This is a genomic window from Catenulispora acidiphila DSM 44928, assembly GCF_000024025.1.
GTDB lineage: Bacteria > Actinomycetota > Actinomycetes > Streptomycetales > Catenulisporaceae > Catenulispora > Catenulispora acidiphila.
Map to the genome: position 1 here is coordinate 5,004,411 of NC_013131.1, position 16,131 is coordinate 5,020,541.

General features: G+C 70.6%; 11 protein-coding genes. 8 read left to right on the plus strand and 3 right to left on the minus strand.

Features of this window, described 5'->3' with window-relative positions:
- Positions 1-163 precede the first annotated feature (163 nt).
- Positions 164-1,180, minus strand: coding sequence for a LacI family DNA-binding transcriptional regulator (locus CACI_RS21810; RefSeq protein WP_015793002.1), 1,017 nt, complete (start codon positions 1,178-1,180; stop codon positions 164-166).
- Between the two features lie 116 nt (positions 1,181-1,296).
- Between CACI_RS21810 and CACI_RS21815 the strand changes: the two genes are divergently transcribed.
- The 3 genes from CACI_RS21815 to polX are packed head-to-tail and all read left to right on the plus strand — an operon-like array spanning position 1,297 to position 5,261.
- The gene (locus CACI_RS21815; protein WP_015793003.1) at positions 1,297-2,586 is read left to right on the plus strand and encodes an enolase C-terminal domain-like protein; all 1,290 of its coding nucleotides are present in this window, start codon (positions 1,297-1,299) and stop codon (positions 2,584-2,586) included.
- A complete protein-coding gene (locus CACI_RS21820) occupies positions 2,583-3,512 on the plus strand; it encodes an NAD-dependent epimerase/dehydratase family protein (RefSeq protein WP_015793004.1) in 930 nt (309 codons plus the stop codon). Before CACI_RS21815 ends, CACI_RS21820 begins: the two co-directional genes overlap by 4 nt.
- A gap of 9 nt (positions 3,513-3,521) precedes the next feature.
- Positions 3,522-5,261, plus strand: coding sequence for a DNA polymerase/3'-5' exonuclease PolX (gene polX, locus CACI_RS21825; protein ID WP_015793005.1), 1,740 nt, complete (start codon positions 3,522-3,524; stop codon positions 5,259-5,261).
- 218 nt (positions 5,262-5,479) lie between these two features.
- On the opposite strand, the gene CACI_RS45910 is transcribed toward polX, so the two are convergent.
- The gene (locus CACI_RS45910; protein WP_015793006.1) at positions 5,480-8,485 is read right to left on the minus strand and encodes a DUF4132 domain-containing protein; all 3,006 of its coding nucleotides are present in this window, start codon (positions 8,483-8,485) and stop codon (positions 5,480-5,482) included.
- An 82-nt stretch (positions 8,486-8,567) separates the two neighbouring features.
- Positions 8,568-10,031, minus strand: a complete 1,464-nt coding sequence (locus CACI_RS21835) for an endo-1,4-beta-xylanase (RefSeq protein WP_015793007.1) — start codon at positions 10,029-10,031, stop codon at positions 8,568-8,570.
- Positions 10,032-10,237: 206 nt separating this feature from the next.
- Here CACI_RS21835 and CACI_RS21840 point away from each other — a divergent pair, with 206 nt between their 5' ends.
- The 5 genes from CACI_RS21840 to CACI_RS21860 all read left to right on the plus strand — a co-directional run bounded on the left by CACI_RS21840 (position 10,238) and on the right by CACI_RS21860 (position 16,105).
- Complete coding sequence (locus CACI_RS21840; protein ID WP_015793008.1) at positions 10,238-11,266, plus strand: LacI family DNA-binding transcriptional regulator; 1,029 nt, start codon at positions 10,238-10,240, stop codon at positions 11,264-11,266.
- Positions 11,267-11,593: 327 nt separating this feature from the next.
- Positions 11,594-12,784 (plus strand): ROK family protein, encoded by a 1,191-nt coding sequence (locus CACI_RS21845; RefSeq protein ID WP_015793009.1) that lies wholly within the window; start codon positions 11,594-11,596, stop codon positions 12,782-12,784.
- A 52-nt stretch (positions 12,785-12,836) separates the two neighbouring features.
- Complete coding sequence (locus CACI_RS21850) at positions 12,837-13,754, plus strand: carbohydrate ABC transporter permease (protein WP_015793010.1); 918 nt, start codon at positions 12,837-12,839, stop codon at positions 13,752-13,754.
- A gap of 18 nt (positions 13,755-13,772) precedes the next feature.
- Entirely contained in the window at positions 13,773-14,678 is a 906-nt protein-coding gene (locus CACI_RS21855) for a carbohydrate ABC transporter permease (RefSeq protein ID WP_015793011.1), read from the plus strand.
- Between the two features lie 56 nt (positions 14,679-14,734).
- Positions 14,735-16,105 (plus strand): ABC transporter substrate-binding protein, encoded by a 1,371-nt coding sequence (locus CACI_RS21860; protein WP_015793012.1) that lies wholly within the window; start codon positions 14,735-14,737, stop codon positions 16,103-16,105.
- Positions 16,106-16,131 lie beyond the last annotated feature (26 nt).

Here is a 16,131-nt window from a genome sequence, read left to right on the forward strand (position 1 = left end):
CACACACCCCCCGAGTGCCGACATCAACCAATGTGGGGAGTCCCGTGACGGCTGCTTGCCGTTGCGGGGCTCCTCTTCCTTTACCGGGTGAAAACGGTCCGGGTAGTAGTCGCATACAGGGTCCTTACTTTCGTGCCCTGACACTCCTGTTTTGTCGCAGGTTTTAAGCCGAATCCCGCTGCACCACCGCCGGATCGAACAGAATCCGCTGCGGGCCGCGCGGCGCTGATCCGTTCAGCCGTCCGAGCAACAGGCGCCCGATTGCCTCGCCCTGCTCCCTGGGCCGGTTCGACACCGTGGTCAGCGTCGGCGTGGTGAGCGCCGCGATGTCGATGTCATCGAAGCCCATCACCGCCACGTCCTCCGGCACGCGCAGCCCGCGCGCCTTCGCCGTGTCCAGCGCACCGAGCGCCACTACGTCGTTGGTGCACAGGACCGCGTCCGGCGTCTGCCGCAGCGTGAGCAGCCGCTGCATCGCGCGGGCTCCGCCGTCGCGGCTGATCTCTTCGCGGACCACCAGCGACGGTGCGTACGGCCTGCCCGCCTCGCGCAGCGCGTGCCGGTAGCCCAGCACGCGGTTGGCCGGGGAGCCCACGCGTTCGGCGCCGGTGATGAACGCGATGCGCTGGTAGCCGCGGCCGATCAGGTATTCGGCCGCGATCGTGCCGCCGGCGACGTCGTCGGAGCTGACCACGTCGATGCCGGGGCGCGTGGTGCGACCGCCCAGCAGGACCACCGGGATGCCGACCTCGGCTGCGGCGGCGACGCGGCGGTGGTCGGCTTGGTAGTCGGCGAAGGCGAGACCGTCGACGCGGCGGGTGATCATCTGCTGCACCGCCGCCTCCTCGGCGGCCGGGTCGGCGTCGGTGCTGGTGACCAAGACCTGGAGGCCCGCCGGGCCCAGGACGTTCTGCAGGCCGCGGGCGATCAGCGGGTAGAAGGGGTTGGTGATGTCCGGGATCACCAGCGCCACGGTGTCCGTGCGTTGCAGGCGCAGGCCGCGGGCCAGGCGGTTGGGCTCGTAGCCGAGATCGGCGATCACCTGCTGGACCCTCGCCGCGGTCGCCGCCGCCACCGGCCGCTGGCCGGACAGCATGTGCGAGACCGTCGTGATGCTGACCCCCGCCTGAGCGGCGACGTCGGTGATGCTGACGTGCCGCCGGCGGCCCTGCTGCGCCACTGCGCTCTCCGATCGGTCGGGGCGGGCTGATCCGTTGACACCGTGGTGAGGCCCGTGGAAGTCTGCTGGGACCACGATACAAAACGTTTTGCGTTCTGAGAGGAACAACGAACACCGTGACCGACGCGAACCACTTGCTCGACCCCTCCGGAGCCCTTCCGCAGACCCGACCCCCGTGGACCTCCCGCGACAGCCTGCGGATCACCCGCGTGCGGGCGATCGTCACCGCCCCCGAGGGGCAGCCGCTCGTGGTGGTCCGCGTCGACACCTCCGACGACGGCCTCTACGGCCTGGGCTGCGCCACCTTCACCCAGCGCTACGCCGCCGTGGCCGCCGCCGTCGACGAGCACGTCGGACCGCTGGCCGTCGGCCGCCACCCGGCCGACATCGAGGACATCACACGCCTGATTCACTACTCCTCGTACTGGCGCAGCGGACCGGTGCTCAACAACGCGCTGTCCGGTCTGGACCAAGCGCTGTGGGACATCGCCGGCAAGCGCGCCGGCATGCCGGTGTACGAGCTGCTCGGCGGGCGCAGCCGATCGGCGGTCGAGGTGTATTCGCACGCTGCCGGCGGCACCATCGAGGCGACGCTCGACCAGGCGGAGGAGCTGCTGGCCGAGGGCTACCGGAACGTGCGGCTCCAGCTCGGCGGTCCGGGCCTGGGCACGTATGGCGCGCCCGGCACGCTCGGCGGCTACCCGCGCTCGCCACATCCGGACGGCTGGGCCGTCGAGCAGTATCTGCGTGACGCGCCGCGGCTTTTCGCCGCTGCCCGCGAGCGCCTTGGCGACAGCGTCAACCTGATGCACGACGTGCACAGCCGCCTCACTCCGAAGCAGGCCGTCGTGCTGGCGCGCGCCCTGGAGCCGTATCGGCTGTCGTTCCTTGAGGACGTCATCGCCCCCGAGCTCTACGACCGGCTGCCCGAGGTGCGCGCCGCCTCGCCGGTACCGATCGCAGTGGGCGAACAGATCGGCTCGGTGCCGGACGCGGTGCGGCTGGTGCGCGACGGCGGCGTGGATCTGCTGCGCCTGCACACCTCCGCGGTCGGCGGGCTCACCCCGACCCGCAAGATCGTCGCGCTGTGCGAGCTGCTCGGCGTGCGCACCGCGTTCCACTCCCCGGCGGACGTCTCGCCGGTCGGCGTCGCGGCGAACCTGGCCGTGGACATCTCGACCCCGGCGTTCGGCTACCAGGAGTCGCACACCTACAACGACGCCACGCACGAGGTTTTCCCGGGCACGCGGGTCGTCCGCGAGGGGCACTTGTACCCCGCGGAGGAGCCGGGGTGGGGGATCGAGATCGACGAGCGTGCGGCGGCGAAGTTCCCGCCGGTGAAGTTCCTGCACGAGCGGTGGTCCTCGGGTGTGCGGCGCCCCGACGGCGGGCTGGAGGCTCCGTGAGCGCGGAGTCGGCTGAACGGTCGCAACCCCCGGCGCCCCGGCGGGTCCTGGTCACCGGCGCCGCAGGGCTCGTCGGCAGGGTGCTGACCCGTGCCTTCGCCGACCGCGGCGTCGCGGTCACCGCCCTGGTCCTGACCGACCCCGGCGATCTGGCGGAGCTGGGCGCCGACCGGGTCGCGGTCGGTGACGCGTCCGACGGGGGGCTGGTGCGCGAGGCGCTCGCCGATGTGGACGCGGTCGTCCACCTCGCCGCGCTGCCGACCCCCATCCACGGGACCCCGCTGGAGGTGTTCGGCGGTAACACGCGGGCCACGTTCACCGTGCTGGAGGAGGCGGGCAACCAGGGCGTGCGGCGTGCGGTGATCGCCAGCAGCCTGTCGATCCTCGGCATGCCGTGGGCGCGGAGCACGCTGCATCCGGCGTACGTGCCGATCGATGAGGACGCGCCGCTCCAGATCGAGGACCCTTACGGGCTGTCCAAGCAGGTCGACGAGGCCACCGGGGAGATGATGGCGCGGCGGCACGGGATGGGCGTCGTCGCGCTGCGCATGCCGTTCGTCAGCGATGCCGAGCGGGCGGCGCATCGGCTGCCGGAGTTCACCGCCGATCCGGCGCGCGGCGCGGCCGAGCTGTGGACGTACCTGGACGTGCGCGACGCGGCCCAGGCGGCGTGGTTGGCGTTGACCGTTCCCCTGCAAGGGTTTCACAAGGTGTTCGTAGCAGCGCCGGACACGATCGTGCCGTATCCGACTGCTGATCTGCTCCGGGTCTACCACCCCGACGCCGAGGTGCGCGCGCCGTTGCCGGGGCGCACCGCAGCGCTGGACCTGAGCGCGGCCGAGCGGCTGCTCGGGTTCCGGGCGCAGCACCTGCTCGAGGTGGAGCCCCGGCCGCTCGAATCGCCCGCCGGCGCACCTGCTTCCTAGACTGGCTGCATGGCGCGGCTCAACGACGAGGTCGGGGCACTCCTGCGGGAGTACGCCGACCTCATCCTGCTCAGTGGCGGCAACGCTTTCCGGGCACGTTCCTACGAGAAGGCCGCCCGCTCGGTCGGCGGCTATCCGGGGGACCTCGCGCACCTCGACGAGGCCGGGCTGCGGGCGATCCCCGGCGTCGGGGACTCGACCGCCGAGAAGATCAGCGAGTACCTGGCCAGCGGGCGCATGGAGGCGTTGGAGAGCCTGCGTGCCAAGATCCCGCCGGGCGTCCGCGAGGTCACGCAGATCCCCGGCGTCGGTCCGAAGACCGCCGTGCTGCTCTACCGCAAGCTCGGCATCAAGTCCGTCGACGAGCTCCGCAAGGCTGCCGATGCGGGCAAGCTGAAAGGGCTGCCAGGACTCGGCGAGAAGACGGTCGAGAACATCCGGCACGGCATCGAGCAGCTGAGCCAGGCCTCCGGCCGCACGCTGCTGAGCATCGCGCTGGACCTGGCCGAGGACCTGGTCGCGGAGCTCGGCGCCGTGCCGGGGTGCAAGAAGTGCGACTACGCCGGATCGCTGCGGCGGATGCGCGAGACCGTCGGCGACATCGACATCCTCGCCACCGCCAAGGACTCCGCGCCGCTGATGGCCGCGCTGCTGGCCCGGCCGGAGGTCGCGGACGTCATCGGCAGCGGGACGACCAAGACCTCGATCCGGACTGACAAAGGCTTGCAGGTGGACCTGCGCGTGGTGCAGCCGGCGGAGTGGGGCGCCGCGCTGGTCTACTTCACCGGCTCAAGGGCACACAACATCAAGCTGCGCGGACGTGCGGTCAAGGAAGGGCTCAAGCTCTCCGAGTACGGGCTCTTCGACGTCGAGAGTGGGAAGAAGCTGGCCTCCCGCACCGAGAAGGAGGTCTACGCGGCCCTGGGTCTGCCGTGGATCCCGCCGACGCTGCGCGAGGACCGCGGCGAGATCGAAGCCGCCGCCGACGGCGCCCTCCCGGACCTGGTCCAGCTCAAGGACCTGCGCGGCGACCTGCACACGCACACCGACCTCACCGACGGCCTCGCCCCGCTGGAGGTGATGCTCCAGACCGCCGCCGACCTCGGCTACGCGTACTACGCCGTCACCGACCACGCGCCGAACCTGGCGATGCAGCGCATGACCGACGACAAGATGCTGGCCCAGCGCGCCCGGGCTCGAGACCTGGACCGCGAGTACAGCGGAATGCGCGTCCTGCACGGCACCGAACTCAACATCGACGCCGCCGGCGACGTGGACTGGCCCGCGGACTTCCTCGCCGGCTTCGACCTCTGCGTCGCCTCCATCCACTCCTCCTTCGGCCTGGACCGCGCCGCCCAGACCAAACGCCTGATCCGCGCCTGCGAGAACCCCCACGTGAACATCATCGGCCACCCCACCACCCGCCTCCTGGACCGCCGCCCGCCCATCGACGCCGACCTCGACGCCGTCTTCGCCGCAGCCGCCCACACCGGCACCGCCCTGGAACTCAACGCCTCCCCCCAACGCCTGGACCTCACCGACGACCAAGCCATGGCCGCCCAACGCCACGGCGTGAAGTTCGCCATCAACAGCGACGCCCACTCCACCCCCGCCCTGTCCAACCGGCGCTTCGGCATCGCCACCGCCCAACGCGCCTGGCTCACCAAGGACGACGTGATCAACACCTGGAGCCTGACGCGCCTGCGCGCCTTCCTGCGGAAGCCGGCGGTGCGCGGCGGGGGTGGGTGACGAGCGTTTTTCGGCCGCGTTGGCGGTGGGCGGTGTGGGTGCCCACGTATACCGCCGGCCGCCAGCGTGGGATGCGGCGTTCCGCCGAACTGCGCCACCAGCGAGGCCTTCTTCGACCCGCGCGAAGCCGTAAAGAGCTTCTAGAACCCACCAGCTGACCGCACCCGCCTACCCACGCGCACCCGCGCCCGCGCCCCACCTGCTCGTGGCCTCCTCCCTCACGTCCCCACCGCCGCCGCCAAGTCGGCGATGATCTCGCTGGCGGTGAGCGGTTCGATGCCGCCGAGGGGGAGGGCTTCGGTGCGGGCGCCTCGGCGGCCGTGGCTGTCGGTGGGGCTGAGCCAGATGTCGGTGATGGTTTGGCGGGGGGTGTCGGCCAGGCGGCCTTCGCGGTAGCCGGGGGTGATGCGGACGATCAGGATGCGGTGGTGGGGGAGGCGGCGGCCGGTCGCCACGGTGCTGCCGGAGTCCCAGAGGGCGGCGCCGCCCCAGCCGGGGCTGCGGTGCAGGGCGAGGAAGCGGTCGGTGGCGAGGTCGGCGTCGCAGAAGCGGTCCAGGCGGGTCGCTGTGCGCTCGGCGGGGGTCAGGGTGAAGAAGGGGCGGCCGATTTGGGGGAAGGGTTGGATGATCTCGTAGTCGTGGCAGATCTCGGCCCAGCGGGGGAGGTCGGCGCCCAGGTGGAGGGGGTGCACGACGCCGATCGTGCCGCAGCTGCCGGCCTCTCTTGAGTTGAGCACGAAGCGCTCGTCGGCGACGTCCGCGAACGTCCCGTCCTCCGCGATCCGGAACGCCGCACGCAGCGCCCCCTCACCATCGAACTCGCCCCACACCAGCCGCCGGCCGAGCAACCGCAGCAGCGGATGCTGGACGAACACCGCCTGGAACTCGCCCTCCGACCAGCGCCGCCCGCCCACCATCGCCTGCTCCAGCCGCGCCGCCTGCCGGACCGCGAACGTCTTCGCGTCCTTCTTCAGCTCGGTGAACCGCCGCTGCGCCGCAGCCGCCAGTACCGCGTCGTCCTTGGCCGTCGGCTTCGGCAGCGACGCCCGGCGCTTGCCCGCGCCGTCGGTGACGAACGGCGCCAGATACTCGTCGAACCCGACCGTGAACCGCCGCGCCCCGAAGTCCACCTCCAGCGTCCCGTCTCGCCCGGCGCCCAGATCCAGGACCAGCTGGTCCTCCAACTGGTCGGCGCTCAGCCCTCGCGCCGAAGCCGCCTTGGCGACCCGCCGCGAGGCCTCGGCCCGCAGCGCGGCGAACGTCGAACGCTGCGATATGTCGTAGACCTCGCGCAGCCCGGCCTCCCCGCCCGCGGCGATCAGCACGTCCAGCCCGCCCGCCGCCCGCGCCGACCCGCCCTCGCCCGGCCACGCCCGCACCAGCGGCGCGAGCCGCCGCGCGGTCTCGCCGTCCCCGAACCACAACAGCGTGTCGAAGGCCCATCCGAGCTTCTTCGTCGGGAACCCCGCCCCGGCCCAGTTCTCGAACAGCCCCCACGCGAACTCCGCCAGCGACCGTGCATCGCAGGCCTCTTTCACGATCTCGATCCCGCCATACGGTGCGACCTCCCGGCGCGAGGAGATCGTCAGCATCTGCACCACGACCCGCACCGCCGACGCCGGCAACACCGCGCGCCGCCCCGCCAGCACAATCCCAGGCAGCGAAGCCGGATCGGCCCATAAGGGCACCGCCGGCATCGACTTCGGAAACGTGTCCAGCCCGCGCCGCTCCAGCAGCGCCCGCGTCGCGACCGCCGCCTCCGGGCTCGACTCCCCGGCGAGCGCCACGACGTCGGCCCAGCCCTGCCGCGCCACGAAACGCACCGCGGCCTCGGCGACGCGACGCTCCGGCCCGGCCGTCCCGAGCGCACAGACCAGCAGCTGACGCACCGCCTGCCCGGGATAGCGGCGGAAGAAGACGTCGGCGGCCTCCGAGTACGGCTCGTATTCGGAGTTCAGCCACTCCGCCATGGTCAGCACGATCTTGTTCTGATTCCCCGCCTCGTCCGGCGACGGCGCCGGCTCGGGAATCGCGGTCGGTCCGGCGGTCTCCCGCGCGGGCCACCGGAAGAACGGCACCGGCGTCGGCAGGTTCTTCAGCGCGATCGGTTTGCCCGCCTCACGATCCGCCCACGGTGGTACCACCAGGACGCGCGGCAGGTCACCCTCCTCGGCCACCGGAACCGAACCACCGCCGGCGCCGTCAGTACCCCCGCCGCCTCCGCCGCCGGACCCGGCAACCCCCGACGGACCCAGCAAAGCCTCCACCCGCCGCCGCGCCGCCTCCGAAAGCCGGCCCAACTCCTCCCGCGCCAACGCGGGATCGGCCGCGACATGCAGCCGCAGCACATAGTCCACCTGCGTCGCCGGCTCAGCCTCGGCGACCAACCGCAGCACCCGCCGCGGGAACCGCTTCGCCGCCTCCAGCAGCGCAGCCTGCGCGTCCTTCGGACCCAGCTCCCCGATCAGGGTGTTGACAGCCAGCTCGCTCGGCAGCTTCGGCAGCAGGTTGAGCGCGTGCCAGCGGCTCCCCTCCAAGCAGCCGACGAGGAATTCGTCGGCGCCGGCGCCGATCGTGGCCAGGAACGTCGCCTCGGCGCGCCGGTCGTCGTTGACCCACTCCCAGTGCCGGATCTTCCGCCCCAGCTCCCGCGCCTGCTCCCGGGTCGTCACCGCGAGCATCAGGAGCCTGGCGACGTGGTGCTCGTCGTCGCCGTCCTCGCTGCCCTCGCCGTCCTCGCTGCCCTCGCCGTCCTCGGCGTAGTCGGCGATGTCCGCCGAGCACCACTCCGGCCGGTCGAGGGCGAGGACCGCCATCGCCGCCCGCGACGCCGGGACCGGGAACTCGTCCCGCAGCTTCTCCGCGGTCGCGATCGCCTCGCCGTACTCCTCGTCCGTGCCCGAGCGCACCAGATCGAGCAGCCGCAGCATCAAAGGCCAGCGACGGTCGCGGAGCGTGCTGTCATACACGCTGCCGCGACTCCAGCTCTGCCGGCTGAAGCTCACGTCCTCGGCGCTCAGCTCGGCGAAGAAGCGCACAGCCGCCGCCGGCCCGTCCTGCGCGACGAGCCGATCGATGCTCCGCCACGTCGCAATGTCCTGCGGATCTGGGGACCCGGCGGTCGAAACCGCCTCCAGGACAGACCGATCGCAGCGCTCCCGACGGATGACTCCGTGCTGGAACTTTCGCGGCAGATCGAACCTGTCCTCGGGATCCACACTCATGCCCAGAGCGTAACGAGTCCGGCGCGCGCCGGAACCGTGCGGGAAGACATCCCGCACGGTCGCCAGAGGAACGCCGTGCTTCTCAGCCGTTGGTGCACACCTGTCCGTTGAGGCTGAAGGAAGAAGGCGCCGACGCGTTCCCGGTGTGGGTGGCCTGGAATCCGAAACTGGCCGAGGAACCGGGTGCGATCGCCGCGTTGTAGCTCATGTTCGTCGCCGTCACCTGACCGGAGGAGGGACTGATCGTCGCGTTCCAGCTGTTGCTGACGGTCTGCCCCGACGCCAGCGTGAACGTCAGCTTCCAGCCGTTGACCGCCGCCGATCCGGTGTTGGCGATGGTGATGTTCTCGGTCAGCCCGGTGTTCCAGGCGCTCACCACGTCGCTCACCTTGCACGCCGCGCTACCGCCGCCGCCCGGGGAGGAGCTGGAGGTCGTCGGGGGAGTGCTAGGCGTCGAGGAGCTCGGCGAAGTCGACCCCGAGGAGCCGCCCAGGGCCGCGATCGAGGCGTTGAACGCGGGCTTCGGCTGGTAGTTCTGGTCGTACATCGTCGCGGCGCCGTAGCCGGAGAACGTACCGGGGATCCAGGAGTCCGCGTCTCCCACGCCCCACTGCGAAACGCCGACGCACCGCGTGACCGCCAGACAGTCCCCGATCACCGCCGAGTAGTCGCTGGCCTGCTGCTGCAGGTTGGCGCTGCTGGCCGGCAGCTGGATCCGGTCGTCGAGCTCTGTCACCGCCACGTCCAGGCCCAGGGCTGCGAAGCGCTGCATGTTCGCCTGCATCGTGGAGGGCACCTGGCCCAGGATGAAGTGGCTCTCCAGCCCGATCCCGCCCAGCGGCACGCCCTGCGCGAGCAGCGATTGCGCCAGGGAGTACATGGCGTTGCTCTTGGCGTTCTCGCCCTCGATGTTGTAGTCGTTCAGGTAGAGCTTGGCGTTCGGGTCGGCGGCGTGCGCGGTGCGGATGGCGTCGGCGATGTAGTTGGTGCCCATGGCGTTGTAGAACGCGTCCTGGCGCAGTGTGCCGTCTTCGTTGAAGGGCTCGTTGACGACGTCCCAGGAATAGACCTCACCCTTGTAGTGCGTGGCCTCGGTGGTGATGTGGGTCTCCATCGCGGCCTGGACCTGGCTGGACGGCAGGCTCGAGACCCACCCCGGCAGCTGGCTGTGCCACACCAGGTTGTGGCCGCGGACCTTCATCGAGTGCGCCTGAGCGAAGGCGACCAGCGTGTCGCCGGGACCGAAGTTGAAGCTGCCGTTCGAGGGCTCGGTGGTGTCCCACTTCATCTCGTTGCCGGGCGTCATCATGTCGAACTGCGAGGTCGCCACGCCGACGAGCGCGGAGTTGGACAGGTTCGACTGGACCAGCGCGGTCCCGAAGTACTTGCCCTTGGCCTCGGACAGCTGCTTCAGCGAGGTGTCCGCGGCGCCGGCGGGTCTGACCAGGGCCAGGCTCCCGGCCAGCGCGCAGCTGGCGATCACCGCGAGCGCGGCGGCCAGTCTGCGGTTGGTGCGGTCAGTGCGGTCAGTGCGGTCGGTGTGCATGGGGGGACGTGCTCCTTCCACTGCCAAGTGGGGTACGGATGTCGTCGTCCAGCCGTCGCGCCGCCGATGATCCAGACATGGACAAGGCCTGGTGATCGAGAGTCAGGGGTATGCGACGGCGGCTGGACGGGTCAGAGTCTGCGCGCGGCGCGCGAGAGTGTCAATCGTTATCGATATCGTTTTCGGCAGCCGGTATCCTGGACGGTGTGCAGACGGACCCGATCCCTCCCCGCGTGACCATCCGCGATGTCGCCCGGCAGGCCGGAGTCTCGGTCGCGACGGTCTCCAAGGTGCTCAACGACCGCTACGGCGTGTCCGTGGACACCACGGCCCGTGTCAAGGCCGTGATAGAAGAGCTCGGATACGAGGCGAGCCTGGTGGCGCAGAGCCTGCGCAACCACCAGACCAACGTCATCGGGATCCTGGTGGCCGACCTTGAACCTTTCAGCGCCGAGCTCCTCAAGGGCGCCGGCGACGCGATCCGCGGATCGGGCTTCGAGCTCGTGGTCTATTCCGCTGGCGGCCGCGCGCGCGACCAGGTGGGCTGGGAGCGCCGCTACCTCTCGCGGCTGTCCGGCACGCTGGTGGACGGCGCCGTCCTGGTCACCCCGACCGTGGTCGACCTGCACTACGGCGCGCCGGTGGTCGCCGTCGACCCGCACACCGGACCCGGCGGGCGCCCGACCGTGGACTCGGACAACCTGCGCGGCGCCCACGCCGCCGCCGAGCACCTCCTGGGCCTGGGCCACCGCCGCATCGCGATGCTGACCGGCCGCCCCGACCTGCTCTCGGCCCAGCTGCGCGAGCGCGGCTTCCGCCAGGCGATGGCCGCCGCCGGCGTCGAGGTGGACGAAGACCTGGTCCGCCTCGGCTCCTACGACCCGGACACCGCCGCCGAGCAGGCCGCCCGCCTGCTCGCCGAGCCCGACCGGCCGACCGCGGTGTTCGCCGCCAACGACCTCTCGGCGATCGCCACGATCGAGGTGGCGCAGCGCAGCGGGCTGCGCGTCCCGGAAGACCTGTCGGTGGTCGGCTTCGACGACATCCCCGAGGCGACCCGCTGCACCCCGATGCTCACCACGGTCGAGCAGCCCATCCGCGAGATGGGACGGCGCGCGGTGGAGCTGCTGATCGGGCTGGTCCGCGGCGAGGACGAACCGGAGACGACCCACATCATGCTGCCGACGCGCCTGGTGGTCAGGGCCTCGACGGCGAAGCCCGACGCAGGACTCTGACAGCCGGCACGAACACGCCGCCTGGCCGTCTGGCCGCCTGGCCTAAGAAGTGCGCCAGGTGGCGGTCCGACCTGCGCAAGTACGTCGGCGCGCACCCGACCTGATGGCCAAGCGCGCTGTCCGGCAGTCTCACGCTGCTGCTGCCTCCTGCGCGGCCTCAGCGCCGTTTCCAGAGGTGGCGGAGCCCCAGCCTCGATTTGATAACCCTTTTAATAACGGTTCCGCTAAGGGGTTTACGAAGTGGACACGCCTGCGTAATCTCATGCCTCACCGAGCCCCGGCGGCTCGGGGAGCACGTTCATGAGACACCGCTAGGAGCCCACCGAGATGCGACCCCGCCTGTCCGGCGACCTGCGCCGTGCGAACCGCGTGGAAGTGATGCGGAGCTTTTACGGCGGCCGCACGCTGACCCGGGGCGACGTCGCCGCGCAGCTCGGCGTGTCGGTGGCGACCGCCGGGACGATCATCGGGGAGCTGACCGCCGCCGGGCTGCTGGCCGAGACGCAGAGCCCGCGCTCCGGCGGCGGCCGTCCGGCCAGCCAGCTGACGATGCGCGCCGGGGCGCCCTACCTGGTCGGCGTGGACCTCGCCGAGACCTACGTGATCGCCGAGATCTTCGACCAGGCGATGACGCGCGTCGGGCACTTCCAGACCCCGGTGGCGCCGACCGACGACGACCCGGATTCGGTGGTCGGGCACGTCGTGGACAGCGTCCAGGGCGTCATCGCCGCCCTGGACGGCGTCAGCGCGGCCGACGTCGCCGGGGTCGGCGTCAGCCTGCCCGGCCAGGTGGACCGCGAGGGCGGGGTCTCGGTGCACGCGCCGAACTGGGGCTGGCACGGCGTGCCGTTCACCTCCCTGTTCCACAAGCGCTGCGACCTGCCGGTCCTGCTGGACAACCCGCTCAAGGCGATAACCCTCGCCGAGATGATGTTCGGCGAGGCCGGCGACCACGACGACGCCGTGGTGGTGAACCTGGGCACCGGCGTGGGCCTCGGCGTGGTCGCCGAGGGCCGGCTGCTGCGCGGGCGCACCAACACCGCCGGGGAGTGGGGACACACGATCCTGGTCGCCGACGGACTGCCCTGCCACTGCGGCAGCCGCGGCTGCGTCGAGGCCTACGTCGGCGCCGCCGCCCTGCTGGACCTGCTCACCGACGTCGATCCGGACAGCCCGCTGCTGGTCCCCGGCGACCAGGCGGCGACCGTGGCCCGGCTCGCCGAGGCCGTCGCGAGCGCCGATCCGGTCGCGGTGGCGACCCTGGAGCGCTTCGCCCGACCGCTGGGCATGGCGCTGGCCAACGCCGTGAACATGCTCAACCCCGAACTCCTCGTGGTCGGCGGCTGGGTCAGCGCCGCCTTCGGCGAGCCGCTGCTGGCCGCGGTCGAGCCGGTGGTCAAGCAGTTCTCCCTGGCCGTCCCCTACGACGCGGTCACGCTGGCCGCCTCCCGCATCGCCGACAACCCGGTGTCCCTGGGCATGGCGGTGCTCGCCTTCGAGACGTTCGTCCTGCCCTAGTCCGCCTAGCACCCCCCTCGTACGAAGCGAAGCAAGGAGCGAAGAGAAGACCATGGCGTCCCCACCTCTGGACCTCGCCCGCCCGGGCCCGCGCCGTCCCGCGCGGCGCCGGCGGTCCCTGGTCGGCTGGCGGTTCGTCAGCCCTTTCATGGCCTTGTTCGCGCTGGTCTTCCTCGCCCCGATCGGCTACTCGATCTATCTGAGCCTGTACAAGACCAAGCTGATCGGCGGCACGCAGTTCGTCGGCCTGCAGAACTACAGCGACGCCTTCGGCGACTCCCAGTTCTGGACGTCCTTCGCCCGCGTCGCGCTGTTCCTGGTGGTCCAGGTCCCGATCATGCTCGGACTGGCGCTGCTGCTGGCGCTGGCCATCGACAGCGGCCGGCTCTACGGGGCGGCGTTCTTCCGGATATCGGTGTTCCTGCCCTACGCCGTGCCCGCCGTGGTCGCCACGCTCATGTGGAGCTTCATGTACGGCACGCAGTTCGGGCTGGTCCGCGACATCGACAAGCACTTCGGCGTCACGCTGCCGGACCCGCTGTCCCCGCACCTGATCCTGGCGTCCATCGGCAACATCGTGACCTGGGAGTGGGTCGGCTACAACATGCTGATCCTGTACTCGGCGCTGCGGGTGGTGAACCCCTCGCTGTACGAGGCGGCGGCCATCGAGGGCGCCGGACAGTTCCGCCTCATCTGGTCGATCAAGCTCCCGGCGCTGCGCCCGGCGCTGGTCATCGCGACGATCTTCTCGATCATCGGCAGCTTCCAGCTGTTCAACGAGCCCAGCATCCTCAAGCACCTGGCGCCGAATGCGATCACCACGTTCTACACGCCGAACTACTACGCCTACTCGCTGTCCTTCGAGGGCCAGCAGTTCAACTACTCCGCGACCGTCGCCATCGTCATGGGCGTGGCCACGATGATCGTCGCCTACGCCGTCCAGCTGCGCGGCATGCGAAAGGCGGTCTGAGCCGTGACGAGCGAGACGATGCGGCGCGGCCGTCCCCGCAACTCCACCCCGCCGCTGCGGGCCAAGGCCCGGCGCGCGCCGCACCTGCGCCGCAAGAGCCTGACGCTGACCGTGCTGTGCGCGGTGATGGTCGTCTACACCCTGCTGCCGCTGGCGTGGCTGGCGATCAACGCGACCAAGAGCCAGCAGAACCTGTTCGACTCCTTCGGGCTGTGGTTCAAGGGGTTCGGCTTCTTCTCCAACATCGGCGACACCTTCAGCTACCAGCACGACATCTTCGGCCGCTGGCTGCTCAACACCCTGATGTACGTCGTGGTCGGCGCCGGCGGCGCCACGCTGCTGGCCACGCTGGCCGGCTATGGCCTGGCCAAATTCGACTTCGCGGGCAAGAAGGCCGTGTTCGCCGTGGTCATCGGCGCGGTCGCGGTCCCCGCCACGGCGCTGGCCGTCCCGACGTTCCTGATGTTCTCCAAGATGGGGCTCACCGACACCCCCTGGGCGATCATCATCCCCTCGCTGATCTCGCCGTTCGGCCTGTACCTGATGTGGACGTTCAGCTCCGAGGCGGTCCCGGCCGAGATCATGGAGTCGGCGCGGATGGACGGCGCGGGGGAGTTCCGCACCTTCTTCTCCGTCAGCCTGCCGCTGCTGGCTCCCGGCATCGTCACGGTGCTGCTGTTCAACGTGGTCACCACCTGGAACAACTACTTCCTGCCGCTGATCATGCTGAAGAACCAGAACTGGTATCCCCTGACGCTGGGCCTGAGCACTTGGAACGACCAGGCCCACACCGCCGGCGGCGAGGTCGTCTTCAACCTCGTCATCACCGGCTCGCTGATCACGATCATCCCGCTGATCGCAGCGTTCCTGCTGCTCCAGCGGTACTGGCAGTCGGGCCTGAGCGCCGGAAGCGTGAAAGGTTGACGGCGCCCCGGCCCGACCGCGGAACCCCTCAGATGCAGAAAGAGAAGGGAACGGCAATGACGATATCCCGTCGACGCGGCGTCCTGCTGGGCGCGACCGCGCTGGCCGTGGCGCTGGCCGCGACCGCGTGCTCCAGCTCGGCGAGCAGCGGTGGCAGCGGCAAGACCTCCTCCGGCTCCTCGCAGGCCGCCACCGTCACCGACGCCGACCTGCAGGCGGCGCTGACCGCCGGCGGGAACCTGACGGTGTGGGCCTGGGAGCCGACCTTGAAGAAGGTCGTCGCCGACTTCCAGACCAAGTACCCGAACGTGCACGTCAACCTGGTCAACGCCGGGACCGGCAACGACGAGTACAAGGCGCTGCAGAACGCGGTCCAGGCCGGCAAGGGCGTCCCGGACGTCGCGCACATCGAGTACTACGCGCTGCCGCAGTTCGAGCTGACCAAGTCGGTGGCGAACCTGGACGAGTTCGGCGCCGCCGCGCTGAACGGCACGTTCACCCCCGGGCCGTGGAGCTCGGTCCAGGCCGCCGGCGGCGTCTACGGCCTGCCGATGGACTCCGGACCGATGGCGCTGTTCTACAACCAGACGGTCTTCACCAAGTTCGGCATCACCACGCCCCCGGCCACGTGGGACGAGTACATCGCCGACGCCAAGAAGATCCACACCGCCGACCCCAGCGTCTACATGACCAACGACACCGGCGACGCCGGCTTCACCACCAGCATGATCTGGCAGGCCGGCGGCAAGCCCTACTCGGTCAGCGGCACCACCCTCGGTGTGAACTTCGCCGGCGACGCCGGCACGCAGAAGTTCGCGACCGCCTGGCAGCAGCTGCTGGACGGCCACGACCTGGCGCCGATCAGCTCCTGGAGCGACGCCTGGTACCAGGGCATGGCCTCGGGCAAGATCGCCTCGCTGACCATCGGCGCCTGGATGCCGGCCTCCCTGGAGTCCGGCGTGAAGTCCGGCTCCGGCCAGTGGCGCGTCGCCCCGATGCCGCAGTGGACCGCCGGGGGCAAGGTCACCTCCGAGAACGGCGGCAGCTCCCTGGCCGTGATGAAGGCGAGCACCAACCAGAAGCTGGCCTACGCGTTCCTGAAGTACGCCACCGTGGACGAGGGCGCGCAGACCCGCGTGGACAACGGCGCCTTCCCGGCCACGGTGAAGCAGCTGAACTCCCCGGACTTCCTGAACAAGACCGACGCCTACTTCGGCGACCAGAAGATCAACCAGGTGCTCGCACAGAGCGCCGCCGAGGTCGCCCCGGGCTGGTCCTACCTGCCCTTCCAGGTCTACGCCAACAGCGTCTTCAACGACACCGCCGGCAAGGCCTACATCGGGTCCTCCTCCCTGGCCGACGGGCTGAAGGCCTGGCAGGACGCCTCGATCAAGTACGCCAAGGACCAGGGCTTCACCGTCAAGTAGCGCCTTCCTCGCGCTGACGGCCTGAC